Source organism: Pseudomonas petroselini, assembly GCF_045037875.1.
In the GTDB taxonomy this organism is placed as follows: domain Bacteria; phylum Pseudomonadota; class Gammaproteobacteria; order Pseudomonadales; family Pseudomonadaceae; genus Aquipseudomonas; species Aquipseudomonas petroselini.
The window spans coordinates 1,772,538-1,797,852 of record NZ_CP173614.1; the positions used below are offsets into that span (position 1 = coordinate 1,772,538).

The 25,315-nt window shown below is 60.5% G+C and carries 22 protein-coding genes; 12 read left to right on the top strand and 10 right to left on the bottom strand.

The window, feature by feature from the left end; all coding sequences use genetic code 11:
- Positions 1-140 precede the first annotated feature (140 nt).
- Both ACI512_RS08260 and garD read left to right on the top strand, forming a co-directional pair.
- Complete coding sequence (locus ACI512_RS08260) at positions 141-1,505, top strand: MFS transporter (protein ID WP_012722212.1); 1,365 nt, start codon at positions 141-143, stop codon at positions 1,503-1,505.
- 11 nt (positions 1,506-1,516) lie between these two features.
- Complete coding sequence (gene garD, locus ACI512_RS08265) at positions 1,517-3,070, top strand: galactarate dehydratase (RefSeq protein ID WP_043204782.1); 1,554 nt, start codon at positions 1,517-1,519, stop codon at positions 3,068-3,070.
- Between the two features lie 15 nt (positions 3,071-3,085).
- Here the strand turns inward: garD and ACI512_RS08270 are convergent, their stop codons facing one another.
- Genes ACI512_RS08270 through ACI512_RS08280 form a run of 3 tightly spaced genes read right to left on the bottom strand, consistent with a single transcriptional unit; the run spans position 3,086 to position 5,275 of the window.
- Entirely contained in the window at positions 3,086-3,790 is a 705-nt protein-coding gene (locus tag ACI512_RS08270) for an HAD-IB family phosphatase (RefSeq protein ID WP_236378569.1), read from the bottom strand.
- Positions 3,787-4,650, bottom strand: a complete 864-nt coding sequence (locus tag ACI512_RS08275; RefSeq protein ID WP_405121733.1) for a 1-acyl-sn-glycerol-3-phosphate acyltransferase — start codon at positions 4,648-4,650, stop codon at positions 3,787-3,789. Before ACI512_RS08275 ends, ACI512_RS08270 begins: the two co-directional genes overlap by 4 nt.
- A gap of 25 nt (positions 4,651-4,675) precedes the next feature.
- Positions 4,676-5,275: a GNAT family N-acetyltransferase gene (locus ACI512_RS08280; protein WP_012722216.1), complete on the bottom strand. Its 600-nt coding sequence runs from the start codon at positions 5,273-5,275 to the stop codon at positions 4,676-4,678.
- Between the two features lie 308 nt (positions 5,276-5,583).
- Between ACI512_RS08280 and ACI512_RS08285 the strand changes: the two genes are divergently transcribed.
- Positions 5,584-6,525, top strand: a complete 942-nt coding sequence (locus ACI512_RS08285; RefSeq protein WP_236378566.1) for an AEC family transporter — start codon at positions 5,584-5,586, stop codon at positions 6,523-6,525.
- Positions 6,526-6,632: 107 nt separating this feature from the next.
- Here the strand turns inward: ACI512_RS08285 and ACI512_RS08290 are convergent, their stop codons facing one another.
- From ACI512_RS08290 to gatC, 6 genes are all read right to left on the bottom strand, one after another.
- On the bottom strand, positions 6,633-7,016 hold the full coding sequence (locus ACI512_RS08290) for a carboxymuconolactone decarboxylase family protein (protein ID WP_012722218.1): 384 nt from the start codon (positions 7,014-7,016) through the stop codon (positions 6,633-6,635).
- Positions 7,013-8,059 carry a calcium/sodium antiporter gene (locus ACI512_RS08295; RefSeq protein WP_236378565.1) on the bottom strand — a complete coding sequence of 349 codons (1,047 nt, stop codon included), beginning with the start codon at positions 8,057-8,059 and terminating at the stop codon, positions 7,013-7,015. The genes ACI512_RS08290 and ACI512_RS08295 overlap by 4 nt, the downstream gene beginning before the upstream one ends.
- 58 nt (positions 8,060-8,117) lie before the next feature.
- The gene (locus tag ACI512_RS08300; RefSeq protein ID WP_012722220.1) at positions 8,118-8,489 is read right to left on the bottom strand and encodes a septal ring lytic transglycosylase RlpA family protein; all 372 of its coding nucleotides are present in this window, start codon (positions 8,487-8,489) and stop codon (positions 8,118-8,120) included.
- 172 nt (positions 8,490-8,661) lie between these two features.
- Complete coding sequence (gene gatB / locus ACI512_RS08305; protein ID WP_236378562.1) at positions 8,662-10,107, bottom strand: Asp-tRNA(Asn)/Glu-tRNA(Gln) amidotransferase subunit GatB; 1,446 nt, start codon at positions 10,105-10,107, stop codon at positions 8,662-8,664.
- A gap of 10 nt (positions 10,108-10,117) precedes the next feature.
- Positions 10,118-11,569: an Asp-tRNA(Asn)/Glu-tRNA(Gln) amidotransferase subunit GatA gene (gene gatA, locus ACI512_RS08310; protein WP_012722222.1), complete on the bottom strand. Its 1,452-nt coding sequence runs from the start codon at positions 11,567-11,569 to the stop codon at positions 10,118-10,120.
- Positions 11,570-11,585: 16 nt separating this feature from the next.
- Positions 11,586-11,873 carry an Asp-tRNA(Asn)/Glu-tRNA(Gln) amidotransferase subunit GatC gene (gatC, locus tag ACI512_RS08315; protein ID WP_064054761.1) on the bottom strand — a complete coding sequence of 96 codons (288 nt, stop codon included), beginning with the start codon at positions 11,871-11,873 and terminating at the stop codon, positions 11,586-11,588.
- 210 nt (positions 11,874-12,083) lie between these two features.
- Between gatC and mreB the strand changes: the two genes are divergently transcribed.
- The 8 genes from mreB to tldD all read left to right on the top strand — a co-directional run bounded on the left by mreB (position 12,084) and on the right by tldD (position 23,274).
- Positions 12,084-13,121, top strand: coding sequence for a rod shape-determining protein MreB (gene mreB, locus ACI512_RS08320; protein WP_002555108.1), 1,038 nt, complete (start codon positions 12,084-12,086; stop codon positions 13,119-13,121).
- 140 nt (positions 13,122-13,261) lie between these two features.
- Positions 13,262-14,362 carry a rod shape-determining protein MreC gene (mreC, locus tag ACI512_RS08325; protein ID WP_093542184.1) on the top strand — a complete coding sequence of 367 codons (1,101 nt, stop codon included), beginning with the start codon at positions 13,262-13,264 and terminating at the stop codon, positions 14,360-14,362.
- Positions 14,362-14,850 carry a rod shape-determining protein MreD gene (mreD, locus tag ACI512_RS08330; protein WP_405121735.1) on the top strand — a complete coding sequence of 163 codons (489 nt, stop codon included), beginning with the start codon at positions 14,362-14,364 and terminating at the stop codon, positions 14,848-14,850. The genes mreC and mreD overlap by 1 nt, the downstream gene beginning before the upstream one ends.
- A 51-nt stretch (positions 14,851-14,901) precedes the next feature.
- Positions 14,902-15,498, top strand: a complete 597-nt coding sequence (locus ACI512_RS08335) for a nucleoside triphosphate pyrophosphatase (protein ID WP_231809526.1) — start codon at positions 14,902-14,904, stop codon at positions 15,496-15,498.
- Between the two features lie 70 nt (positions 15,499-15,568).
- Complete coding sequence (gene rng, locus ACI512_RS08340) at positions 15,569-17,026, top strand: ribonuclease G (RefSeq protein ID WP_012722226.1); 1,458 nt, start codon at positions 15,569-15,571, stop codon at positions 17,024-17,026.
- A 76-nt stretch (positions 17,027-17,102) separates the two neighbouring features.
- Entirely contained in the window at positions 17,103-20,918 is a 3,816-nt protein-coding gene (locus ACI512_RS08345) for a YhdP family protein (protein WP_236378558.1), read from the top strand.
- A 48-nt stretch (positions 20,919-20,966) separates the two neighbouring features.
- The gene (locus ACI512_RS08350; protein WP_231809524.1) at positions 20,967-21,815 is read left to right on the top strand and encodes a carbon-nitrogen hydrolase family protein; all 849 of its coding nucleotides are present in this window, start codon (positions 20,967-20,969) and stop codon (positions 21,813-21,815) included.
- 16 nt (positions 21,816-21,831) lie between these two features.
- Positions 21,832-23,274 (top strand): metalloprotease TldD, encoded by a 1,443-nt coding sequence (tldD, locus tag ACI512_RS08355; RefSeq protein WP_012722229.1) that lies wholly within the window; start codon positions 21,832-21,834, stop codon positions 23,272-23,274.
- Between the two features lie 45 nt (positions 23,275-23,319).
- Here the strand turns inward: tldD and yjgA are convergent, their stop codons facing one another.
- Positions 23,320-23,841, bottom strand: coding sequence for a ribosome biogenesis factor YjgA (yjgA, locus tag ACI512_RS08360; RefSeq protein WP_043204785.1), 522 nt, complete (start codon positions 23,839-23,841; stop codon positions 23,320-23,322).
- 108 nt (positions 23,842-23,949) lie between these two features.
- Between yjgA and pmbA the strand changes: the two genes are divergently transcribed.
- The gene (gene pmbA / locus ACI512_RS08365; protein ID WP_043204787.1) at positions 23,950-25,296 is read left to right on the top strand and encodes a metalloprotease PmbA; all 1,347 of its coding nucleotides are present in this window, start codon (positions 23,950-23,952) and stop codon (positions 25,294-25,296) included.
- Positions 25,297-25,315 lie beyond the last annotated feature (19 nt).

Here is a 25,315-nt window from a genome sequence, read left to right on the forward strand (position 1 = left end):
CGCAACACCTGTGGAACCCGCTTATGTGGGAGCTGGCTTGTCTGCATCGCAGGCAAGCCAGCTCCCACATAAAGCGGTCCTCAGTAGCAATACACACAACAATTACCCGCAAAAAAAATAATTAGTGGGAGTACTTCTAGATGCAAGCGACCAAGCCGACCCACGTCCGCTATTTGATCCTGCTCATGCTGTTCCTGGTGACCACGATCAACTACGCCGACCGGGCCACCATCGCCATCGCGGGCTCCAGCCTGCAAAAAGACCTCGGCATCGACGCGGTCACCCTCGGTTATATCTTCTCCGCATTCGGTTGGGCCTACGTGGCCGGGCAAATCCCCGGCGGCTGGCTGCTCGACCGCTTCGGTTCGAAAAAAGTCTATGCCCTGAGCATTTTCACCTGGTCGCTGTTCACCGTGCTGCAAGGCTATGTCGGTGAGTTCGGTGTCTCCACTGCGGTTGTCGCGCTGTTTATGCTGCGTTTCATGGTGGGCCTGGCTGAAGCGCCGTCCTTCCCGGGTAACGCACGCATTGTGGCCGCCTGGTTCCCGACGGCCGAGCGCGGTACGGCATCGGCGATCTTCAACTCGGCGCAGTACTTCGCCACGGTGCTGTTTGCACCGCTGATGGGATGGATCGTCTACCGCTTCGGCTGGCAGCATGTGTTTATCGTGATGGGCGTGATCGGCATCGTGTTCTCGCTGATCTGGCTGAAAGTGATCCACAGCCCACGCCAGCACCCGATGATCAACGAAGCCGAGCTCAACCACATCGCCGCCAATGGCGCGATGGTCGATATGGACCAGGATAAGGGCAAGGGTAAGAAAACCGACGGTCCGAAGTGGGATTACATCCGCCAGTTACTGACCAACCGCATGATGCTCGGCGTGTACCTGGGCCAGTATTGCATCAATGGCATCACCTACTTCTTCCTGACGTGGTTTCCGGTGTACCTGGTGCAGGACCGTGGCATGACCATCCTCAAGGCCGGTTTCATCGCCTCGTTGCCGGCGATCTGCGGCTTCATCGGCGGCGTGCTGGGTGGGGTGATTTCCGACTACCTGCTGCGCAAGGGCCATTCGCTGACGTTCGCCCGCAAGGCGCCGATCATCGCCGGCTTGCTGGTCTCCAGCAGCATCATTGCGTGTAACTATGTCGATGTTGAATGGATGGTCGTGGGCTTCATGGCCTTGGCTTTCTTCGGCAAAGGCGTTGGCGCACTGGGCTGGGCGGTGGTGTCTGACACGTCGCCGAAACAAATCGCCGGTCTCAGTGGCGGCTTGTTCAACACCTTCGGTAACCTGGCCTCGATCACTACGCCGATTGTCATCGGCTACATCATCAGCACCACCGGTTCGTTCAAATGGGCCCTGGTGTTCGTCGGCGCCAACGCGCTGGTGGCAGTGTTCAGCTATCTGGTCATCGTTGGCCCGATCAAGCGTGTAGTACTCAAAGAGCCGCCAGCCAAGGGCCCTGAGTTGAACAACCTAACCGAAGCGCATTCCTGAGGGGCCGTGTGATGCAGTTGATTGAACATGCCGACTCGCCGCGCTCGATTCGTTTGCACGAGCGCGACAACGTGGTGATCGTGGTCAATGACCAGGGCGTACCGGCCGGGACGGAGTTCCCGGACGGCCTGGTGACCGTGGATTTCATCCCCCAGAGCCACAAGGTGACCCTGGAAGATATCCCCGAAGGCGGTCAGATTATTCGCTACGGCCAGACCATTGGTTACGCCTTGGCGCCGATTCCGCGCGGCAGTTGGGTCCAGGAAGATCAACTGCGCATGCCGACCGCGCCACCGCTGGACAGCTTGCCGCTGTCCACCGAGGTGCCTGAAACCCAGGCGCCGCTGGAAGGGTTTACGTTCGAGGGTTACCGCAATGCCGACGGCACCGTGGGCACGCGCAATATCCTCGGCATCACCACCACGGTGCAATGCGTTACCGGTGTGCTGGACCACGCGGTCAAGCGCATCAAGGACGAATTGCTGCCCAAATACCCCCACGTCGATGACGTGGTGGCGCTGACCCACAGCTACGGCTGTGGGGTGGCGATTACGGCGACGGATGCCTACATCCCGATCCGTACCGTGCGTAACCTGGCGCGCAACCCGAACCTGGGCGGCGAAGCCTTGGTGATCAGCCTGGGCTGCGAGAAATTGCAGGCCGGGCAGGTGATGCACGACAACGACAGCTCCGTCGACCTGAGCGAGCCGTGGTTGTACCGGTTGCAGGATTCCAGCCACGGGTTTACCGAAATGATCGAGCAGATCATGGCGCTGGCCGAGGTGCGCTTGAAGAAGCTCGACCAGCGCCGCCGGGAAACCGTGCCGGCGTCGGAGCTGATCCTGGGCATGCAGTGCGGCGGCAGTGATGCGTTTTCCGGCATCACCGCCAACCCGGCGCTGGGTTATGCCTCGGATTTGCTGCTACGGGCCGGGGCGACGGTGATGTTTTCCGAAGTGACTGAAGTCCGCGATGCCATTTACCTGCTGACTTCGCGTGCAGAGACGAAGGAAGTTGCCGAGGAGCTGGTACGGGAAATGGACTGGTACGACCGTTACCTGGCCAAGGGCGAGGCGGATCGCAGCGCCAACACCACGCCAGGCAACAAGAAAGGCGGGTTGTCGAATATTGTCGAGAAGTCCCTGGGCTCCATCGTCAAATCCGGCAGCAGCGCGATCAACGGCGTGCTGGGTCCGGGCGAGCGGTTCAAGGGCAAGGGCCTGATCTTTTGCGCCACGCCGGCCAGCGACTTTGTGTGCGGCACCTTGCAACTGGCAGCGGGGATGAACCTGCACGTGTTCACCACTGGGCGGGGCACGCCTTATGGGTTGGCCATGGCGCCGGTAGTGAAGGTCTCGACCCGTACGGAGTTGGCGCAGCGCTGGCCGGACCTCATCGATATCGACGCCGGGCGCATTGCCACCGGGCGCGCGACCATCGAAGAGTTGGGCTGGGAGTTGTTCCACTTCTACTTGGATGTGGCCAGCGGCAAGAAGCAAACGTGGGCGGAGCATCACAAGTTGCATAACGACATTACGTTGTTCAACCCGGCGCCGATCACCTAGGTCTTCCTGCCGGAATCAAGGCAGTGCCCTCATCAAGGCCTGGAGATGGGGGTAAACCTGTTTCGGGCTGTCAGCCCGGAGGATATGCCCGGACATCTCGGGCATAGGCTGCGTCGTGTAGTAGTCGGCGCAGACAAAGCCGTCAACCCAGCCATCGGCATACACCTGATGGTCGGAGCCAGCGTCTCCGACCATCAGGACGCTTCCCTGGAGCCGGCCGTTCTTGCGCCATTGCCGAACAATCTTGCTCTTGCCCCTGCTGGGGTTTATCAGTGGCGACGGTCGCGGGCACACGGCGCGTGATCCGGCCCAGAAAAGACGGTTGGCTTTAACGTCCTGTGCGTTGATATTCAGTGAGTGAGCAATGGGGGCAATCCACTCTGTGTATCCGCCGGAAAGGATATGCACTTGTGTACCTTCTTGCTGCAGGTTGTGCAGCGTTTGCACAAGCGCTGGGTCGAGGTTGCCAATGATCGCTTGGGTATAACGATGAACGTGATGCTTGCGCACGCACGCCAGGGTCTTCATCAAGTACAGCAACTCCCGGATATTGGCTTGGCCTGACAAGGCTTTGGGCACAACCAAGTTGAGTTGTTCCAGCGTTACCTGAGCGTTCGGGCTGTCGGCAATTGCCGATTTGACGATCTCAAGCGTGCTTTCGTGGTTCACCAAGGTCTGGTCGAAGTCGAAAATGACATGCGTTGCAGGGGGCGCTTTCATCGGCGTGCCTGCGCATCTATCTGGCGATAGCGGTGCTTATCCTCTCGGGTCCAGTGGGTCGCGGCAATTCCCAAGTGCTGGGCGATGCGTGCTTGTATCTGGTCGGCAAACGCTTGCCCGCTCTGATGCTCCTCGCGTTCCAGGCGTTCCAGATAGGTCATTTCGCAGACCATCCAGGGCATCATCAGCAAGCGTAGGAAACTCGCCAGGGCGGAGGCATGAAGCGGGCTTGCGACCAGGCCGAACGGGAGAATCAGGCGCCCGGCCAGTGGCACGACGGGTAACTGGCGGCTCAACAGCCCAGCCCGAAAGCGATACAAGCCGTGGCCATTGTTAATGGTCGCTTCGGGGGTCGTGTAGAGAGCGGTCCCTTGGGGGTTGGTTCGCATCTTTTGCAGATTGCGGGAGAAGGTCTTCTTATCGGCACCGTTCCAGAAGTGCCCACCCGCGCATTTGATCAGCAGCAAAGCCGTGAAGGCGACAACCCGGTTGTAGCCGCTGGACGCCACCAGCGTTGCTCCAGGCATCGCCAGGATTGCAAACGGATCAATCACGCTGACGTGGTTGGCGGCCACCACACAACCGCTGGTGAGCGTTGAGATTTGTCGCGGTGACAGGGCGCACTTGATGCGAATGCCCAGTATCCAGAGAAGGCCTCGATACAGGATTCGCTTGGCGCCTACTGGAAGCGGCCAGGCGATCAGGCTCACTGCGATCATCGAGACCAGGCGCACACACGCCAGCACACAACCGAAGGGCAGGTAAAGTTGCCGTAGAACACTGGGGAACGCCCAGGTTTTTCGGGTGCACAGGCCTGCTATAGAGTGAAGGGGGTCGAGTGGCGGCACTTTGTTGTTCATGGTGGCTTACTCAGCAGTGTTTTTTTCAAGCCAGCTTTTTCTGCTCGGCAGTTTTCATTCGGCGTGAGAACCGATTGATTCGCTCCAGGTTGGCAGGGCTTATTTCTTTGAAGCGCTCACACGTAAGGTCGATCTTTGTGTGAGGGCCAAAGGCGGTTTCCATCACCTCTCCTGTGAGCTCCGGCATGTGCAAGAATGCTTTGTTCATTTCCAGCGCACGGTGATGGTTGACGTTGGTCAGTGTGTAAATGCGGTCAAAACCCACGTGCAAAAACCCGTACTCAAGTGCCAGGTGGATGGCAATAAAGGGATAGGGTGTGCCCCAGTATTTTTTGAGGAAACGATTGCCAAAGTTAATGCCATGCTCTTTTTTCGAGAATCCGGCATAACCAATAAAGGGGCCGTCCAGGCCAATGCTTACAGCCCAGCGCGACCAGTTCTGCTCGGCAATTTCTTTTTTGAACGTTGATATTTCGTTTATGGCAGCGGCCCTGTCTCGCGTGCTGCCGGCCGAAATGAACTTCATTGCCTCGGGGTCGCTGAGGAGTTCGGTATAACCCTCAACGTCCTGATCATCCCAACTTCTGATATACACATTGTGTAAATGGTTGAAGGATTTACGCATGAGCCCCTCTCGTGCCTCGAAATAATGGTGGTTTGCTGCTGAGTTGTGATTTCGTTACAGAGGGATTTTCAGGGGCGGCAATTATGAAGAAGAGGTGTGGAGTCCCATTTATACGTAGGAGTCCGTGTAGCGTTGTGTGCGAGGAATACGTGATGGGTGAGATCCTGTGGTTATTTCATACGAAATAGGCACAGTTCCGAGTTCAAGTTTTTTTAGTTTGTATTGATGTGTCGAAATGAAGTGCGAGCAACCAGCGCGACTGCTTTATAATCGCAACCCCTGATAACAGGACTTAAGGCTGATACAGCATGCTCGCCATTTTCCTTGCGACGCTCACCATCACCGCGCCGGTGTTTGCCATGCTGTTTCTCGGTGTGTTGCTCAAGCGCCTCAACTGGATCAACGACAACTTTATCCACACCGCCTCGTCCCTGGTGTTCAATGTCACCATGCCGGCGTTGCTGTTCCTCGGCATCCTGCATGCCGACCTGCATTCGGCGCTCAAACCGGGTTTGCTGATCTACTTTGCCATCGCCACGCTGCTCAGCTTTGCCTTGGCCTGGGGCTGGGCGATTTTCCGTTGCAAGCGTGAAGACCGTGGCATCTATACCCAGGGCGCGTTTCGCGGCAATAACGGCGTGATCGGCCTGGCACTCGCGGCCAGTATGTACGGCGACTACGGTATCTCTCTCGGCGCGATCCTCGCCGCACTGGTGATCCTGTTCTACAACACGTTGTCGACCATCGTGCTGGCGGTCTACAGCCCAGTCATCAAGTCCGACCCGTGGAGCATCTTCAAAAGTGTGGTGGCCAATCCGCTGATCATCAGCGTGATTGTGGCCGCGCCGTTCGCCTATTTTCAGATCGGCTTGCCGGGCTGGCTGGAAAAATCCTTGGGGTACCTGGCAGACACCACGTTGCCGCTGGCGCTGATCTGCATTGGTGGCACCTTGTCGTTGGCCGCATTGCGCAAGAGCGGCAACATGGCCCTGAGCGCGAGCCTGATGAAAATGGTCTGGCTCCCGGTGGTCGCCACCCTGGGCGCCTGGCTGCTGGGGTTCCGAGGGCCGGAGTTGGGGATTCTGTTCCTGTATTTCGGCGCGCCGACGGCCGCTGCGAGTTTTGTCATGGCCAGGGCGGCCGAGGGCAATCATGAGCTGGCGGCGGCGATTATTGTGATCACCACCCTGATGGCGGCAGTGACCACGAATATCGGGATCTTTGTGTTGCAGGCGGGTGGTTGGATCTGAACGCTCGGGTGCCTGTGAGGGCCAATCGGGGGCAAGCCCCCTCCCACATTTGGATGGGTGAACACCTTCATTGTGAGAGGGGCTTGCCCCCGATAGCTATCTGACCGTCACTGCTGATCTGCCTGATACGCCTCGATCACTTCCTGCGCCGCACGAAACGCATCAATCGCCGCCGGCACTCCGGCGTACACCGCGCAATGCAGCAGCGCTTCGCGGATCTCTTCCACGCTGCAACCATTGTTCAGCGCGCCGCGCACATGGCCCTTGAGCTCTTGCGGGCACTTCAGCGCGGTCAGGGCGGCGAGGGTGATCAGGCTGCGGGTTTTCAGCGACAACCCCTCGCGGTTCCACACACTGCCCCAGGCGTGCTCGTTGACGAAGTCCTGCAGCGGCTGGGTGAACTCGGTGGCATTGCCCAAGGCACGGTCGACGAATACATCCCCCATGACCTGGCGACGCATTTCAACCCCAGGCTTTTTTTGATCGGTCATTGCGATTCCCTCTTGTGTTGGCGGCGCCAGGCTCGCAGCGTGCTGAACAACAGAAACGCCACCAGCACCGGCAAGACGTAATACAGCATCAGTTGTTCAAGGTTGTTGGCCAGGGGCATGCCGGTGGTGAACGTCATTACATGCAGCCCGTACGCCAGGTACAGGCCCAGCAGCACCAGGCCTTCGGCACGGGTCACGCGGTAACCGGTGTAGAACACCGGCAGGCACAGCACCACCACGCCGAGCATTACCGGCAGGTCAAAGTCCAAGGCATTCGGTGAAACCGACAGCGGCGAGGGCGCGAGCAAGGCGGTCAGCCCCAATACGCCGAGCAGGTTGAACAGGTTGCTGCCGATCACGTTGCCCACTGCAATTTCCCGCTCGCCGCGCAGGGCGGCAATCAGCGAGGTGGCCAGGCACGGCAGCGAGGTGCCGACACCGATCAGCGTCAGGCCGATGATGCGTTCCGACAGGCCCAGGTCGCTCGCCACGTCCACGGCAGCGCCGAGCAACAGATGCCCGGCCAGCACCAGAATCAGCAGCCCGCCGAGCATCAACAGCACGCTGCTCAGCCACGGCGCCCTGGCCACGGTGTCCAGCGTGCGCGGGCGGCGGGAGTGGCGTGTCTGGTAATGCAGCACGCCGAGGTAGGCGATCAGGGCCACGAGCAACAGCAGGCCGTCGATGGGTGTGAGCTCTTCATTGGCTGCCAGGGTAAACACCAGCAGGCCGGCCAGGATCATCACCGGGATATCCAGGCGTACCAGTTGCCGGGAGACCCGCAGCGGAATGATCAGCGCCGACAGGCCCAGGGTTACAAGGATGTTGAAGATGCTGCTGCCGATCACGCTGCCCACGGCGATATCCGTATTGCCGGCCAGGGTGGCCTGCAGGCTCACGGTCATCTGTGGCGCGCTGCTGCCGAAGGCGACGATGGTCAGGCCAATGATCAACGGCCGCACCTTGAGGCTCGCGGCCAGGCGTACGGCGGCCCGCACCAGGATTTCGGCGCCGACGATCAGCAGCAGGAGGCCGCTGACCAATTCCAGAAGGCTCCAGGGGGAGAGGGCGGTTAGTCCGAAAATGGCCGGGCCTCCATCGTCAGTTGCTCAAGGCTTGTACGCGCACGCGTGCGGTGCCGCTGCTGATCATACCCAGCTGCTCGGCGGCCTTGCGTGAAAGATCAATCAAGCGCCCACGGGTATGCGGGCCGCGATCGTTGATGCGTACAACCACGGATCTGTCGTTGTCGAGGTTGGTGACCTTGACCTGGGTGCCGAAGGGCAATCGCCGATGGGCGGCGGTCAAGGCGTTCTGGTTGAAAGGTTCACCACTGGCAGTCTTGTTGCCATGGTGTTTGGCGCCGTAATAGGAAGCGGTGCCGGTTTCGTCGTAACCGTTGGGGTTGATGACGCCGCTGGCGCAGCCAGCCAGCAGGGAGGACAGGATCATCAGGCCGAGTAGGCGCTTCATTCAAGGTATCCCCATATCAAAGGTGGAAGGGGCTTATGTGGGAGGGGGCTTGCCCCCGATAGCGGTGTATCAGCCAAGCATTCGTCAGCTGACACTCTGCAATCGGGGGGCAAGCCCCCTCCCACCTTGGTCCGAGCCGAGCATGAGATCTCAGTCGGCCCCTTCATTGCTATCAGCCTTCAAGCTTGCTTTTCAGCAGCTCGTTCACCTGTTGCGGGTTGGCCTTGCCTTTGGAGGCTTTCATCGCCTGGCCCACAAAGAAGCCGAACATCTTGCCGCGCTTGGCTTCGTCTGCCGCACGGTATTGCTCGACCTGCTCGGCATTGGCCGCGAGCATTTCATCCAGCACGGCCGAAATCGCGCCGCTGTCGGTGACTTGCTTGAGGCCACGCTTCTCGATGATCTCGTCGGCACTGCCTTCACCGCTGGCCATGGCTTCGAACACGGTCTTGGCAATTTTGCCGGAGATGGTGTTGTCCTTGATGCGCAGCAGCATGCCGCCCAGTTGCTCGGCGGTGACGGGGGCTTCGTCGATTTCCAGGCCCTGTTTGTTCAGCAGGCTGCCCAGCTCGACCATCACCCAGTTGGCCGCCAGCTTGGCGTCACCGGCGATGCTCACGACTTTTTCGAAGTAGTCGGCTTGTTCGCGACTGGAAGCCAGCACGCTCGCATCGTAGACCGACAGGCCGAACTGCGCCTGGAAGCGTTCGCGTTTTTGCGGCGGCAGTTCCGGCAGGGTAGCGCGGATGTCATTGAGGAACGAATCCTCGATCACCACCGGCAACAGGTCCGGGTCGGGGAAGTAACGGTAGTCGTTGGCTTCCTCTTTGCTGCGCATGGCGCGGGTTTCGTCTTTGTTCGGGTCGTACAGGCGGGTTTGCTGGATCACTTTGCCGCCGTCCTCGATCAGTTCGATCTGGCGACGCACTTCGGAGTTGATCGCCTTCTCGATGAAGCGGAACGAGTTGACGTTCTTGATCTCGCAGCGAGTGCCGTACTCGGCCTGGCCTTTGGGGCGTACCGACACGTTGCAGTCGCACCGCAGCGAGCCTTCGGCCATGTTGCCGTCGCAGATGCCCAGGTAACGCACCAGCGCGTGGATGGTCTTGACGTAGGCCACGGCTTCCTTGGCGCTGCGCATGTCCGGCTCGGAAACGATCTCCAGCAGCGGTGTGCCGGCGCGGTTCAGGTCGATGCCGGTGGCGCCGTTGAATTCTTCATGCAGGCTTTTGCCGGCGTCTTCTTCCAAATGTGCGCGGGTTACGCCGACGCGCTTGATGGTGCCGTCTTCCAGTGGGATGTCCAGGTAGCCCTTGCCGACGATTGGCAATTCCATCTGGCTGATCTGGTAGCCCTTGGGCAGGTCCGGGTAGAAGTAGTTCTTGCGCGCGAACACGTTGTGCTGGCCGATCTCGGCGTCAATCGCCAGGCCGAACATCACCGCCATGCGCACCGCTTCCTGGTTCAGCACCGGCAGCACGCCGGGCATGCCCAGGTCTACCAGGCTCGCCTGGGTGTTGGGCTCGGAGCCGAACGTGGTGGCGCTACCGGAGAAAATCTTCGATTGGGTGGCGAGCTGGGTATGAATCTCCAGCCCGATCACAACTTCCCATTGCATAGTGTTCTCCTCAGAAGCCGGTAGGGGTGCGAGTGTGCCAGTCGGTGTTCAACTGGTACTGGTGCGCCACATTGAGCAGGCGGCCTTCCTGGAAATATGGGGCGAGCAATTGCACGCCGACCGGCAGGCCATCGACGAAACCGGCGGGCATGGACAAGCCCGGCAGGCCCGCGAGGTTGGCGGTGATGGTGTAGAGGTCTTCCAGGTACTCGGCAATCGGGTCGCCGGTCTTGGCGCCGATCTTCCAGGCCGGGTTCGGCGTGGTCGGGCCGAGGATCACGTCGACTTCTTCAAAGGCCGCCATGAAGTCGTTCTTGATCAGGCGACGGATTTTCTGCGCCTTGAGGTAGTACGCGTCGTAGTAGCCCGCCGACAGGGCGTAGGCCCCGACCATGATCCGGCGTTGTACTTCGGCGCCGAAGCCTTCGCCACGGGAGCGTTTGTACAGGTCGGTGAGGTCTTTCGGGTTTTCGCAGCGGTAGCCGAAGCGCACGCCGTCGAAACGCGACAGGTTGGAAGAGGCTTCCGCTGGCGCGATCACATAGTAGGCAGGAATCGCGTGCTGGTTGTTCGGCAGGCTGATTTCCTTGATCACCGCACCGAGGCCTTCCAGCGTCTTGACGCTGTTGTGCACCAGCTCGGCGATACGCGGGTCGAGACCGGCGCTGAAGTATTCCTTCGGCACGCCGATGCGCAGGCCCTTGATCGAGGTGTTCAGGCTGGCGCTGTAGTCCGGCACGGGCTCATCGATGCTGGTGGAGTCCTGTTTATCGAACCCGGCCATACCTTGTAACAAAATTGCGCAGTCTTCAGCAGTACGGGCCAGGGGGCCGCCCTGATCCAGGCTGGAGGCGTAGGCGATCATGCCCCAGCGGGAAACGCGACCGTAGGTCGGCTTCAACCCGGTAAGGTTGGTGAACGCCGCCGGCTGGCGGATCGAACCGCCCGTGTCGGTGGCCGTGGCAGCCGGCAGGAAACGCGCGGCAACGGCGGCGGCCGAACCACCGGACGAACCACCGGGTACGTGGTCGAGGTTCCACGGGTTTTTCACCGCGCCGTAGTAGCTCGACTCGTTGGCCGAACCCATGGCGAACTCGTCCATGTTGGTCTTGCCCAGGGTCACAGCCCCGGCGGCAGCCAGCTTGGACACCACGGTGGCGTCGTAGGGGGCCTTGAAGTTGTCGAGCATCTTCGAGCCGCAACTGGTGCGAATGCCCTGGGTGCAGAACAGGTCCTTGTGGGCGATAGGGGCGCCCAGCAGTGCGCCCTGTTCACCGTTGGCGCGACGTGCGTCGGCAGCCTTGGCCTGGCTCAAGGCCAGCTCTTCGGTGAGGCTGATGAAGCTGTTGACCTTCGGATCGTGCTCGGCGATACGCGCCAGCAGGGTCTTGGTCAGCTCTTCGGAAGAAAACTTTTTGTCGGCGAGACCGCGGGCGATCTCGGCCAGAGTCATGTGATGCATTGCAGGCTCTTTCCCTTTAGTCGATGACTTTCGGAACCAGGTACAGGCCGTTTTCGACCGATGGCGCGATGGACTGGTAGGCCTCGCGATTATTACTTTCGGTCACGACGTCTGCGCGCAGGCGCTGGCTGGCTTCCAGCGGGTGAGCCAGGGGCTCGATGCCGTCGGTATTCACGGCCTGCATTTGGTCGACCAGCCCGAGAATACTGTTCAGGGCTGCGGTGGTCTGTGGAAGATCGTCTTCATTCAGGCCAAGCGAGGCCAAATGCGCGATTTTTTCCACATCGGAGCGTTCAAGCGTCATGGGAATCTCCAGTGGAAAACAGAACGGAGGCTGTCCGTGTGTTAGATTGTCGGAACACTACCGCATTTCTACGGTCTTACGGCCGCGATTGTGGGGGTTGGTGCACAGAAAGTCGGCCAATTTAGCACATTGGCGCCTTGCCCAAAATCCCTGTCGTTGTTAGAGTTTGCCGCACTTTTTTACCCACGCGTTGCCTAGGGTCCCTTTCCCATGTTCAAGAAACTGCGTGGCATGTTTTCCAGCGATCTTTCCATTGACCTGGGCACTGCCAACACCCTTATTTACGTGCGCGAGCGCGGTATCGTCCTGAATGAGCCATCGGTTGTGGCCATTCGGACCCATGGTAATCAGAAAAGTGTCGTTGCCGTCGGCACCGAGGCCAAGCGCATGCTCGGCCGTACACCAGGCAATATTGCTGCCATTCGTCCGATGAAAGACGGCGTGATCGCCGACTTCAGTGTCTGCGAGAAGATGCTGCAGTACTTCATCAACAAGGTTCACGAAAACAGTTTCCTGCAGCCCAGCCCTCGTGTGCTGATCTGCGTTCCATGCAAATCCACCCAGGTTGAGCGTCGTGCCATCCGTGAATCGGCCCTTGGTGCCGGTGCTCGCGAAGTGTTCCTGATCGAAGAGCCGATGGCTGCTGCGATCGGTGCCGGCCTGCCGGTAGAAGAAGCCCGCGGTTCGATGGTGGTGGATATCGGTGGTGGTACCACTGAAATCGCCCTGATTTCCCTGAACGGTGTGGTGTATGCCGAATCCGTACGCGTCGGCGGCGACCGTTTCGACGAAGCGATCATCACGTATGTGCGTCGTAACTACGGCAGCCTGATCGGCGAATCCACCGCCGAGCGCATCAAGCAGGAAATCGGTACCGCTTATCCGGGCGGCGAAGTGCGCGAAGTCGATGTTCGCGGTCGCAACCTGGCCGAAGGCGTTCCACGTGCCTTCACCCTGAACTCCAATGAAGTGCTGGAAGCTCTGCAAGAGTCCCTGGCCACTATCGTTCAGGCCGTGAAGAGCGCCCTGGAGCAATCGCCGCCGGAACTGGCTTCCGATATCGCCGAGCGTGGGCTGGTGCTGACCGGTGGTGGCGCCTTGCTGCGCGACCTCGACAAACTGCTGGCCCAGGAAACCGGCTTGCCGGTGATTGTCGCCGAAGACCCGCTGACCTGCGTCGCCCGTGGCGGTGGCCGTGCACTGGAAATGATGGATAAACACACCATGGACCTGCTTTCCAGCGAATAAGCATTTGCTGATTAGCCCATGTTTCGCCCGCAGGCAGCACTTTGCAGTGCTGCCTGTTGGCGTTTATCTTCTTCAATCTGCATCCAGGCCGGTTAGATGCCGTATGAATAAAGAGAACATTTGCCTGGGAGGAGCGGCTTATTAAACCGCTTTTCGCCAAAGGCCCCTCATTGGGCGTGCGCCTGTTGGTGCTGGTCGTGCTTTCGGTCGCGCTGATGGTGGTCGATGCCCGCTTTGCACTGCTCAAGCCCGTGCGTAGCCAGATGTCGCTGGTGTTGATGCAGACATACTGGATCACCGACCTGCCACAACGTCTCTACCAGGGCGTGGCCAGCCAATTCGGCAGCCGCACCGAGCTGGTCGCCGAGAACGAAAAACTCAAGACCGAAAACCTGCTGTTGCAGGGGCGCATGCAAAAGCTCGCGGCCCTCACCGAGCAGAACGTTCGGCTGCGCGAGTTGCTCAATTCCTCCGCACTGGTCAACGAAAAGGTCGAAGTGGCCGAGTTGATCGGCATGGACCCCAATCCCTTCACCCATCGCATTATCATCAACAAGGGTGAGCGCGACGGTGTGGTCCTTGGCCAGCCGGTGCTCGATGCCCGTGGCCTGATGGGCCAGGTGGTTGAGCTGATGCCCTACACCTCACGGGTGTTGCTGCTGACGGACACCACCCACAGCATTCCGGTGCAGGTGAACCGCAACGGCCTGCGTGCGATCGCCAGCGGCACCGGTAACCCTGAACGGCTGGAGTTGCGCCATGTGGCCGATACTGCCGACATCAAGGAAGGCGACTTGTTGGTCAGTTCCGGCCTGGGTCAGCGTTTCCCGGCGGGTTACCCGGTGGCGACCGTCAAGGAAGTGATCCACGATTCCGGCCAGCCGTTCGCCATTGTGCGTGCCGTGCCTACCGCCGCCTTGAACCGCAGCCGCTACCTGCTGCTGGTGTTCAGCGACAACCGCACCCCGGAAGAGCGCGCCAACGACGCCGCCCAGGCCCAGGAGGCGGAAGACAAGCAAAACGGTACAGCGCCGATCGTTCCCACAACCGTGCCGAAACCGGCATTCGTGGGGCCGCCCGCGCCTGTCGCTGCTCCGGCAGCGCCGGTGGCCACTCCGGTCAAACCGGCAGCCCACAGCGCACGCCCGGTTAAACCGACAACGACTAAGCCACCGGCCACTACGCCAGCAGCCAAGCCTCCGGCAAACGCGCCGACCACCACGCGGCAGAGGGAGGAATAATGGCCGGTACTCATTCGCGCAAAGGCTGGATCGTCTGGCTGACCTTCGCCATTGGTTTGCTGCTCAGCGTTTCGCCGCTGCCGCAGTTCATGGAAATCCTGCGCCCGCTCTGGCTGGCTTTGCTGCTGGCCTTCTGGTCGCTGAACCTGCCGCACAAAGTGGGTATGGTCACGGCGATGTTCCTGGGCTTGGCCGAGGATGTGCTCTATGGCACCTTGCTGGGCCAGAACGCGTTGATCCTGACCCTGATCACCTTCCTGGTGCTGTCGTTGCAGCAGCGGCTGCGCATGTTCCCGATGTGGCAGCAGTGCCTGGTGATCCTGGTAATCTTCGGCCTGGCGCAGCTTGTTCAACTGTGGCTCAGCGCCTTGACCGGCAATCGCCAGCCAACCCTGGCGCTGGTGCTGCCGGCCCTGGTCAGTGCCTTGCTGTGGCCGTGGATCAGTTTCGGTCTGCGCGGGCTGCGTCGTCGTTATAAAATCAATTGAATGGATTGCGAGGCTCTGCCTGGTTATCGAACCCTACAGGGAGAGTCTGCAATGAATTCGCTTTACTTGGCCTCGGGCTCTCCGAGGCGGCGTGAACTGCTGACCCAGATCGGTGTGCCCTTCACCGTGGTCAGCGCCGCCATTGATGAAACGCCTCTTACAAACGAAACCCCTGTTTCCTACGTCGAGCGTCTTGCGCGCGGCAAGGCGACGGCGGGTTTTGCTGCGCTTGAGCACACAACAGGCGCCTGCGTGCTGGGCGCCGATACCGCCGTGATTGTCGATGGCAAGATCCTCGGCAAACCGGTGGATCAGGCCGATGCCCTGGCCATGTTGACGGCCTTGGCGGGACGCGAACATGAAGTCCTTACCGCCATCGCGCTCACTGATGGCCAGCGCTGCGAAACGCGATGTGTCAGCAGTCGAGTGCTTTTCCGTGGGATTTCCGTCGAGGAGGCCACAACCTACTGGCACAGTGGCGAACCCCATGACAAAGCGGGCGGCTATGCTATCCAAGGCCTGGGTTCGGTGTTTGTCGCCGGGCTCAATGGCAGTTATTCCGCTGTGGTAGGCCTGCCGGTGTGTGAAACCGCGCAACTGCTCGATCAATTCGGCATACCCTGTTGGCAAAACATCACCGCGCGCTGAACGCCGTACGCCAGCGCCCAGCCTTAAGCGATCGGTCACTATTGTGAAAACGCCTGAACGAGACCCAGCCATGAGTGAAGAGATTCTGATCAATATCACGCCGATGGAATCGCGCGTGGCGGTGGTAGAGAACGGTGTTCTGCAAGAAGTGCACGTGGAGCGCACCCAGAAGCGCGGAATTGTCGGCAATATCTACAAAGGCAAGGTGGTGCGCGTATTGCCGGGCATGCAGGCGGCATTCGTCGACATCGGCCTGGACCGCGCGGCGTTTATCCATGCTTCGGAAATTTCCCTGCGCGAAGGCCCTGCGGTAGAAAGCATCAGCGCCCTGGTGCATGAAGGGCAAAGCCTGGTGGTACAAGTCACCAAGGACCCCATCGGCTCAAAGGGCGCACGCCTGACCACTCAGCTGTCGATTCCGTCGCGGTACCTGGTTTATATGCCGCGCACTGCCCATGTCGGCATTTCCCTGAAGATCGAAGACGAAGCCGAGCGCGAGCGCCTGAAGAAGGTGGTCAGCGACTGCGTGGCGGCCGAAGGCATCAAGGAGGCGGGCGGTTTTATCCTGCGTACCGCCGCCGAAGGTGCCGGTGCCGATGAGATCCTGATGGACATCCGCTACCTGCGACGCCTGTGGGACCAGATCGATGCCCAGATCAAGACCATCAGTGCGCCAAGCGTTATTTATGAAGACCTGGGCCTGGCCCTGCGCACGCTGCGCGATTTGGTCAGCCCCAAGATTGAGAAAATTCGCATCGACTCGCGGGAAACTTTTCAGCGCACCACGCAGTTTGTTGCCGAGCTGATGCCGGAAATTGCCGACCGCCTGGAACATTATCCTGGCGAGCGACCGATCTTCGACCTGTATGGCGTCGAAGACGAAATCCAGAAGGCCCTTGAGCGCAAAGTGCCGCTCAAATCCGGCGGCTACCTGGTGGTCGACCCGGCGGAGGCCATGACCACCATTGACGTCAACACCGGTGCGTTTGTCGGCCATCGCAACCTTGAAGAGACCATCTTCAAGACCAACCTCGAAGCGGCCACCGCGATTGCCCGCCAGCTGCGCCTGCGTAACCTGGGCGGCATCATCATCATCGACTTCATTGACATGGAAGACGAAGAGCACCAGCGCCAAGTGTTGCGTACCCTCGAAAAGCAGCTGGAACGCGACCACGCCAAGACCAATATCATCGGCATCACCGAGCTGGGCCTGGTGCAGATGACCCGCAAGCGCACCCGCGAAAGTCTCGAGCAAGTGCTGTGCGAGCCGTGCAGCAGTTGCCAGGGGCGCGGTAAGTTGAAGACCCCGGAAACGGTTTGCTACGAGATTTTCCGGGAAATCTTACGAGAGGCGCGTGCCTACCAGGCCGAAGGTTATAGAGTGCTCGCCAACCAGAAAGTGGTCGACCGGTTGCTGGACGAAGAGTCCGGTAACGTGGCCGAACTGGAGGGGTTTATCGGGCGCACCATTCGTTTCCAGGTTGAAACCATGTATTCACAGGAACAATACGACGTGGTGCTGCTCTGATCCTCATTCGTTTACTTTTCAAGAGACCGGCAGACCTTGATCTGCCGTCCGACTATCGCCTTGAGGGTCGCCTGACATGGAGCGTCTGATACGCTTTTTTGCCGCTTTGACCCGTTGGGGCCTGGGCCTCTGCGCGTTGCTGCTGGTATTGGCGGCGGTGTACGTGAGCCTCGGTCGTGAGTTGACCCCGCTGGTGGCCGAGTACCGTGCCGAAGTCGAGGCCAAGGCCCAGGCTGCGGTGCAGATGCCTTTGCACATCGGCAGCCTCGAAGGCCGCTGGAGCGGCTTCGCGCCGGTATTGCTGGCCCATGATGTGATGGTGGGCGAGGGCAGCAGTGCCTTGCGCCTGGACCAGGTCGAAGTGGTGCCGGATATCTGGGCCAGCCTGATGGCCCGCGAAGTCCGCATTGCGCATCTGCAGGTCAGTGGCCTGCAACTCAGCGTCAAGGAAGACAAGGACGGGCATTGGGCACTGCAAGGCCTGCCGGTGCAGGACGACCAGCCGCTGGACCCGGAGCAGTTGCTCAAGCGTATGCAAGTGGTCAAGCGCGTGTCTCTGCTCGACAGCCAGGTGACGTTGCAACCGTTTGACCATGCACCGGTGACCCTTACCTATGTCGGCCTGAGCCTGCACACCGGTGCCACCCGCCAACGCCTGGACGCGCGCCTGACCCTGCCCGACGGCCAGCCCCTTGCCGTCAGCCTGCGCACCCGTATTCGCGCCAGCCAGTGGAAGGAGGGTGAAGTCCAGGCCTACCTGAGCCTGCCGCAAAGCGATTGGGCCAAGTGGATTCCGGCCAAGCTGACCCAACAGTGGAAACTCACCCAATTCAAGGCCGGCGGCGAATTCTGGCTGAACTGGGCCAAGGGCACTGTGCAGAGCGCAGTGGTGCGCCTCAACTCGCCACAGGTGAAGGGCAGCTACGCCGACCGTAAGCCTGTCCATATCGAAAATCTCGCGCTCACCGCTTACCTGCAACGCAGTGACACCGGCCTCAAGGTGCTGTTCGACTCGCTGGCGATGAACCTGGGGGAGACCCGCTGGGAATCTCGCCTGCAAGTGCAGCAGCGCCTGGCCACCGACAAGGACCAGGAAGTCTGGAAGCTCCAGGCTGACCGCCTGGACCTGACGCCGATCACACCACTGCTCAACGCCCTGGCGCCGCTGCCGGAAGGTTTTGCCAAGACGATCCAGCACCTCAAGGCCACAGGCCTGCTACGCAATGTGCTGGTGGATTTTCGGCCTCAAGACACTACCGATCAAAAAGTCAGCTTCGCCGCTAACCTCGATCGCATCGGTTTTGATGCCTACTTCGGCGCGCCGGCTGCGCGTAACGTGTCCGGCAGCATCAGCGGCGACCTGGGTCATGGCGAGTTGCGCATGGACAGCAAGGACTTTTCCCTGCACCTCGATCCGATCTTTGCCAAGCCCTGGCAGTACATCCAGGCGAATGCGCGCCTGACGTGGAAACTGGACAAAGAGGGGTTCACCCTGATTGCGCCGTATATCAAGGTGCTGGGGGAAGAGGGCAAGATCGCCGCCGATTTCCTGATTCGCCTGCATTTTGATCACAACCAGGAAGACTACATGGACCTGCGGGTCGGCATGGTCGATGGCGATGGGCGCTTCACGCCCAAATACCTGCCGGCGGTGTTGAGTCCTGCGCTGGATGAGTGGCTACGCACCGCGATCCTCAAGGGCGCAGTGGATGAAGGCTTCTTCCAGTATCAAGGTTCGTTGAACCACGATGCGCTGCCGGCCTCGCGCAATATCAGCCTGTTCTTCAAGGTGCATGATGCCGAACTGGCCTTCCAGCCGGGCTGGCCTCATGTCAGCAAGGTCAAGGGCGAGGTCTTCGTCGAGGAAAGTGGTGTGCGTATCCTGGCCAGCAAAGGCCAGTTGCTCGACACCAAGGTCAAGGACATCTACGTCAATATTCCCCACGCACCTGAAGGCAAAGACAGCCATCTGCTGCTCACGGGTGGGTTTGCCGGTGGCTTGGGCGATGGTCTGAAAATCCTCCAGGACGCGCCGATCGGCACGGCATCGACGTTTGCCGGCTGGAAAGGTGAGGGCGACTTGCAAGGCAGCCTTGACCTGGACATTCCGCTGGCCAAGGGCACTGAGCCGAAAATCGTGGTGGACTTCAAAACGGATAAGGCGCGCCTGCAACTGGCTGAGCCCACCCTGGACCTGACCCAGCTCAAGGGCGACTTCCGTTTCGACAGCGCCAAGGGCCTCAGTGGCCAGAACATCACAGCCCAAGCGTTCGACCGGCCAATCGCCGCGCAGATCTTTGCCGACGGCAAACCGGGCAACATCAGCACACGCGTGGTTGCCAAGGGCCAGGTGACGGTCAAGCGGCTGACGGACTGGCTGAAAATTACCCAGCCGTTACCGGTGTCTGGCGATATTCCGTACCAGTTGCAGCTGACTCTGGACGGCGCCGACAGCCAGTTGATGGTCAGCTCCAACCTCAAGGGCGTGGCAGTGGACTTGCCGGTGCCGTTCGGCATGCCGGCCAGCCAAGGGCGTGACAGTGTGTTCCGCATGACGTTACAAGGGGCCGAGCGCCGTTATTGGTTCGATTACGGCGAGTTGGCCAACTTTACCTTTGCTGCGCCGCCGGACAAATTCAATGACGGTCGCGGTGAGCTGTTCCTCGGTGATGGCGACGCCGTGCTACCGGGTGCCAAGGGATTGCGCATTCGCGGTGTGTTGTCGGAGCTCGATATCGATCCCTGGAAGAAACTGGTGGAGCGCTATGCCGGCAACGATCCGGGCGGCAGCGCCAAGCAATTGCTCAGCGGCGCCGACTTCAAGGTAGGCAAGCTGACTGGGCTTGGCACCCAGTTCGATCAGGTCACTTTGCAACTGGACCGCAAACCTGCGGCGTGGGGTTTGCAACTCGACAGCCAGCAGGCCAAGGGTACGGTTAACGTGCCCGACGCCAAAGGCGCGCCGATTGCGATCAACCTGCAATACGTGAAGCTGCCGGCGGTGGACCCAACGGTGCAAGCGGACGAAAACGCGCCGGACCCCTTGGCGAGTATCGATCCCAAGGATATTCCCGCGCTGGATATCGCCATCGACCAGCTGTTCCAAGGCCCGGACCTGATAGGTGCGTGGTCGCTGAAGATTCGCCCGACGGCCAAGGGCCTGGCCTTCAACAACCTGGATCTGGGCCTCAAGGGCATGCAGCTCAAGGGCGCCGGTGGTTGGGAAGGTGCGGCGGGTGACAGCAGCAGTTGGTACAAGGGCCGCTTGGACGGCAAGAACATTGGCGATGTGCTCAAGGGCTGGGGTTATGCGCCCACCGTCACCAGTCAGGATTTCCACCTGGATGTGGACGGACGTTGGCCCGGTTCGCCGGCCTATGTGGGGCCCAAGCGTTTCTCCGGCAGCCTGGATGCGGCATTCCGCAACGGCCAGTTTGTGGAAGTGGAAGGCGGCGCCCAGGCCCTGCGGGTATTCGGCCTGCTGAACTTCAACTCCATCGGGCGCCGGCTGCGCCTGGACTTCTCGGACTTGCTCGGCAAAGGCTTGAGTTATGACCGGGTAAAAGGCTTGTTGGCGGCCAGTAACGGTGTGTTCGTGACCCGTGAGCCGATCACCATGACCGGGCCTTCCACTAATCTGGAACTGAATGGCACCCTGGACCTGGTGGCTGACCGCGTTGATGCCAAGTTGCTGGTAACGCTGCCGGTGACCAACAACCTGCCGATCGCGGCGTTGATCGTTGGCGCGCCCGCGATTGGCGGTGCGTTGTTCCTGATCGACAAGTTGATTGGTGATCGGGTTTCCCGCTTCGCCAGCGTGCAATACAAAGTGGAAGGGCCATGGAAGGACCCGAAAATCACCTTCGACAAGCCATTTGAAAAGCCAAACTGAGAGCCTGTGGAGTAGCATGGCCGTACGCCCCTTACGGAGAGTCGGCCCATGTCCTTTGCGGTAATTCAAATGGTCAGCCAGAGCGATGTGCTGGCCAACCTGGCCCAGGCCCATCGCTTGCTGGAGCAGGCTGCGGCAGGCGGTGCAAAGCTGGCGGTGCTGCCGGAAAACTTCGCTGCCATGGGCCGCCGCGACGTCGCGGATATCGGTCGCGCCGAGGCGCTGGGCGAAGGCCCGATCCTGCCATGGTTGAAACAGACCGCTCGCGACCTCACCTTATGGATAGTGGCGGGGACTTTGCCGCTGCCGCCGAAGGATCAACCGCACGCCAAGTCCAACGCTTGCTCGCTGCTGGTCGACGATCAGGGCGAAATCGTTGCCCGTTACGACAAGCTGCACCTGTTCGATGTGGATGTCGCCGATGCTCGTGGTCGTTATCGCGAATCCGACGACTATGCTTTCGGGGGCAATGTGGTGGTGGCGGATACGCCCGTCGGTCGTTTGGGCCTGACGGTGTGTTACGACTTGCGCTTCCCTGAGCTGTACAGCGAATTGCGCGCGGCGGGGGCCGAATTGATTACTGCGCCGTCGGCGTTTACGGCAGTGACCGGCGCGGCGCACTGGGATGTGCTAATTCGCGCTCGTGCCATCGAGACCCAGTGCTACCTGCTGGCGGCCGCCCAAGGTGGCGTGCATCCGGGGCCACGGGAAACCTATGGCCATGCAGCGATTGTCGACCCCTGGGGACGCGTGCTGGCACAACAGGATCAAGGCGAAGCGGTGCTGCTGGCCGAACGCGATAGCAGTGAACAGGCGTCGATAAGGGCGCGCATGCCGGTGGTCAACCATCGGCGCTTTTTCTCGCAGGGCGCACAGCGACCTGCTTCGGAACGATGAATTTAAGGCCCTACCTATGAGCGAGTTGTTGTCCTCAGTCAGTGAACACCTCCTGGCACCCGGTGGCGTGACCATCGAAAGTTTGCAAACCGTGCTGGGCGATCTCGCCGGGCCCGGCATCGACGCGGCCGACCTGTATTTCCAGGGCCAGATCTCCGAGTCCTGGGCCCTTGAAGACGGGATCGTCAAGGAAGGCAGCTTCAACCTGGATCAAGGGGTGGGTGTCCGTGCGCAATCCGGTGAGAAAACCGGTTTTGCCTACAGTAACGCAATCACCCTGGAAGCCTTGGGCCTGGCGGCGCGTGCCGCGCGTTCGATCTCCCGTGCCGGGCAAAATGGCACGGTGCAGGCATTCAGCACCCAGGACGTGGCGCAGTTGTACGCGCCGGATAATCCCCTGGAAGTGATTAGCCGTGCGGAAAAGGTCGAGTTGCTCAAGCGTATCGACGCCGCCACCCGTGCCCTCGACCCGCGTATCCAGCAAGTCACCGTCAGCATGGCGGGTGTGTGGGAACGAATCCTGGTGGCGTCCACCGATGGTGGCCTGGCGGCCGATGTGCGGCCGTTGGTGCGTTTCAATGTCAGTGTGATCGTCGAACAGAACGGTCGCCGCGAACGCGGTGGTCATGGCGGCGGCGGGCGAACCGACTACCGTTATTTCCTCACCGACGACCGTGCCATGGGCTACGCCCGTGAAGCGTTGCGCCAAGCATTGGTCAATCTGGAAGCCATTCCGGCGCCGGCCGGTACCTTGCCGGTGGTGCTGGGTTCGGGCTGGTCCGGCGTGCTGCTGCACGAGGCCGTCGGCCATGGTCTGGAAGGTGACTTCAACCGCAAGGGCAGTTCGGCCTACAGCGGGCGCATGGGCGAGATGGTTGCGTCCAAGCTCTGCACGATCGTGGATGACGGCACCCTGGCCGGGCGCCGTGGTTCGCTGAGCGTCGATGACGAAGGCACGCCGACCGAGTGCACCACCTTGATCGAGAACGGTGTGCTCAAGGGCTACATGCAAGACAAGCTCAACGCCCGCCTGATGGGCGTGGCACGCACCGGTAACGGTCGCCGTGAATCCTACGCGCACCTGCCGATGCCGCGCATGACCAACACCTACATGCTTGGTGGCGAAAGCGACCCGGCGGAAATCATCGCCTCGGTGAAACGCGGCATCTACTGCGCCAACCTCGGTGGCGGCCAGGTGGACATCACCAGCGGCAAGTTCGTGTTTTCCACCAGCGAGGCGTACCTGATCGAAGACGGCAAGATTACCGCGCCGGTCAAAGGCGCAACGTTGATCGGTAATGGTCCGGAAGCGATGAGCAAGGTGTCGATGGTGGGTAACGACCTGTCGCTGGACAGCGGCGTGGGTACGTGCGGGAAAGATGGGCAGTCGGTGCCGGTGGGTGTCGGCCAGCCAACGCTGAAGATTGATGCGATCACCGTGGGTGGCACGGGGTCGTAAGCGGTGGAGCTTCGGGTGGCGAAGACCGCCACCCGGGGAAGGGCATCAACGCAGGCCGCGTTGAGTCTCGTCCAGCTCACGGATGTATTTGAAGATTTTACGGCTGGTGGCCGGCGCCTTGTTATGCGCCTGCTCGTGCTGGGCTTGACGGATCAGGGAACGCAGTTGCTGGCGGTCCGCGTCCGGGTAGTCCAACACGAATTTCTCCAGCACCCCGTCATCGCCCGCGATCAGGCGGTCACGCCAACGCTCCAGGTTATGGAAGCGTTCGTTGTACTGGCGAGTGGAGGCATCGGTTTGATCAAGCAAAGCCAGAATGGCGTCAGTGTCCTGATCGCGCATGAGTTTGCCGATAAACATGATGTGCCGTTTACGCGCGATATTCGCGGTGTGCTTGGGTGCGTCCGCAAGAGCCCGGCGCATTTCGTCGGTCAGTGGCAGTTTTGCAATCAAGTCTTTCTTGAGCGTTGTAAGGCGCTCGCCCAGGTCAACCAGAGCATGCAGCTCACGTTTGACCTGGGTTTTGCTTTTCTCCCCATCGAGGGAGTCGTCGTAAGAATCAACCATGGTGGCAGTCCGCAAAGAAACGCCGCCATGATAACCAGTCGGGGGCCGCTTGTCCGGCCCGGTCGCTCGATGGCCTTAACCGAAAGCAGAATTTGAGTGGAGAAAACCATGAGTGCAGCCCAAAGCGTCGGTCCACAAGCGTTACCGGCACTGCAGGAACAAGTCGAGCAGATCCTTGCCGAGGCCAAGCGCCAGGGGGCCAGTGCCTGTGAAGTGGCGGTATCGCTGGAGCAGGGGTTGTCGACATCGGTTCGTCAGCGGGAAGTGGAGACGGTTGAGTTCAACCGCGACCAAGGCTTTGGCATCACTTTGTATGTCGGACAGCGCAAAGGTTCTGCCAGTACCTCGGCCAGTGGCCCGGAAGCGATTCGCGAGACCGTCGCGGCGGCGTTGGCGATTGCCAAGCACACCTCTGAGGATGAAAGCTCGGGTTTGGCCGACAAGGCACTGATGGCCAAGGACTTGAAGGATTTTGATCTGTTCCACGCCTGGGACATCACGCCCGAGCAGGCCATCGAGCAGGCGCTGACGTGTGAAGCGGCGGCGTTCGATGCCGACGCCCGCATCAAGAACGCTGATGGCACCACGTTGAGCACCCATCAGGGCTGTCGCGTGTATGGCAACAGCCATGGTTTTATCGGCGGTTATGCGTCAACTCGTCATAGCCTGAGCTGCGTGATGATCGCCGAGGCCAACGGCCAGATGCAGCGCGATTACTGGTATGACGTGAACCGCCAGGGTGATTTGCTGGCAGACCCGGTCAGCATCGGCCAGCGTGCTGCACAGCGTGCGGCGAGCCGCCTGGGGGCGCGCCCTGTGCCGACCTGTGAAGTGCCGGTGCTGTTTTCGGCGGAACTGGCCGGTGGCTTATTTGGCAGTTTCCTGGGAGCGATCTCCGGTGGCAACCTGTACCGCAAGTCCTCGTTCCTGGAAGGGGCGATTGGCCAGAAACTGTTTCCCGAGTGGCTGACCATCGATGAACGTCCCCACCTGATGCGTGCTATGGGGAGCACGTCGTTTGATGGCGATGGCTTGGCGACTTATGCCAAGCCGTTCGTCGAAAGCGGCGAGTTGGTCTCCTACGTCCTGGGCACTTATGCCGGGCGCAAACTGGGCCTGCCAAGCACCGCCAACTCCGGCGGGGTGCATAACCTGTTCGTCACCCATGGCGATGAAGACCAGGCGGCGCTGTTGCGGCGGATGGGGCGTGGCCTGCTGGTGACTGAGTTGATGGGGCACGGGCTGAACATGGTCACGGGCGATTATTCCCGTGGCGCGGCGGGTTTCTGGGTGGAAAACGGCGAGATTCAGTTTGCCGTCCAGGAAGTGACAATCGCCGGCAACATGCGCGATATGTTCAAGCAGATCGTTGCCGTCGGAAACGACCTGGAACTGCGCAGCAATATCCGTACGGGTTCGGTGTTGATCGAGCGGATGACCGTCGCCGGTAGCTGATCCTTCCAACACGCTTCAA

What these genes read in the sequence shown, in the direction of transcription:
- ACI512_RS08260 (WP_012722212.1), top strand. Translation starts at nt 141, where the DNA reads ATGCAAGCGACCAAGCCGACCCACGTCCGCTATTTGATCCTGCTCATG.
- garD (WP_043204782.1), top strand. Translation starts at nt 1,517, where the DNA reads ATGCAGTTGATTGAACATGCCGACTCGCCGCGCTCGATTCGTTTGCAC.
- ACI512_RS08270 (WP_236378569.1), bottom strand. Translation starts at nt 3,790, where the DNA reads ATGAAAGCGCCCCCTGCAACGCATGTCATTTTCGACTTCGACCAGACC.
- ACI512_RS08275 (WP_405121733.1), bottom strand. Translation starts at nt 4,650, where the DNA reads ATGAACAACAAAGTGCCGCCACTCGACCCCCTTCACTCTATAGCAGGC.
- ACI512_RS08280 (WP_012722216.1), bottom strand. Translation starts at nt 5,275, where the DNA reads ATGCGTAAATCCTTCAACCATTTACACAATGTGTATATCAGAAGTTGG.
- ACI512_RS08285 (WP_236378566.1), top strand. Translation starts at nt 5,584, where the DNA reads ATGCTCGCCATTTTCCTTGCGACGCTCACCATCACCGCGCCGGTGTTT.
- ACI512_RS08290 (WP_012722218.1), bottom strand. Translation starts at nt 7,016, where the DNA reads ATGACCGATCAAAAAAAGCCTGGGGTTGAAATGCGTCGCCAGGTCATG.
- ACI512_RS08300 (WP_012722220.1), bottom strand. Translation starts at nt 8,489, where the DNA reads ATGAAGCGCCTACTCGGCCTGATGATCCTGTCCTCCCTGCTGGCTGGC.
- gatB (WP_236378562.1), bottom strand. Translation starts at nt 10,107, where the DNA reads ATGCAATGGGAAGTTGTGATCGGGCTGGAGATTCATACCCAGCTCGCC.
- gatA (WP_012722222.1), bottom strand. Translation starts at nt 11,569, where the DNA reads ATGCATCACATGACTCTGGCCGAGATCGCCCGCGGTCTCGCCGACAAA.
- gatC (WP_064054761.1), bottom strand. Translation starts at nt 11,873, where the DNA reads ATGACGCTTGAACGCTCCGATGTGGAAAAAATCGCGCATTTGGCCTCG.
- mreB (WP_002555108.1), top strand. Translation starts at nt 12,084, where the DNA reads ATGTTCAAGAAACTGCGTGGCATGTTTTCCAGCGATCTTTCCATTGAC.
- mreD (WP_405121735.1), top strand. Translation starts at nt 14,362, where the DNA reads ATGGCCGGTACTCATTCGCGCAAAGGCTGGATCGTCTGGCTGACCTTC.
- ACI512_RS08335 (WP_231809526.1), top strand. Translation starts at nt 14,902, where the DNA reads ATGAATTCGCTTTACTTGGCCTCGGGCTCTCCGAGGCGGCGTGAACTG.
- rng (WP_012722226.1), top strand. Translation starts at nt 15,569, where the DNA reads ATGAGTGAAGAGATTCTGATCAATATCACGCCGATGGAATCGCGCGTG.
- ACI512_RS08345 (WP_236378558.1), top strand. Translation starts at nt 17,103, where the DNA reads ATGGAGCGTCTGATACGCTTTTTTGCCGCTTTGACCCGTTGGGGCCTG.
- ACI512_RS08350 (WP_231809524.1), top strand. Translation starts at nt 20,967, where the DNA reads ATGTCCTTTGCGGTAATTCAAATGGTCAGCCAGAGCGATGTGCTGGCC.
- tldD (WP_012722229.1), top strand. Translation starts at nt 21,832, where the DNA reads ATGAGCGAGTTGTTGTCCTCAGTCAGTGAACACCTCCTGGCACCCGGT.
- yjgA (WP_043204785.1), bottom strand. Translation starts at nt 23,841, where the DNA reads ATGGTTGATTCTTACGACGACTCCCTCGATGGGGAGAAAAGCAAAACC.
- pmbA (WP_043204787.1), top strand. Translation starts at nt 23,950, where the DNA reads ATGAGTGCAGCCCAAAGCGTCGGTCCACAAGCGTTACCGGCACTGCAG.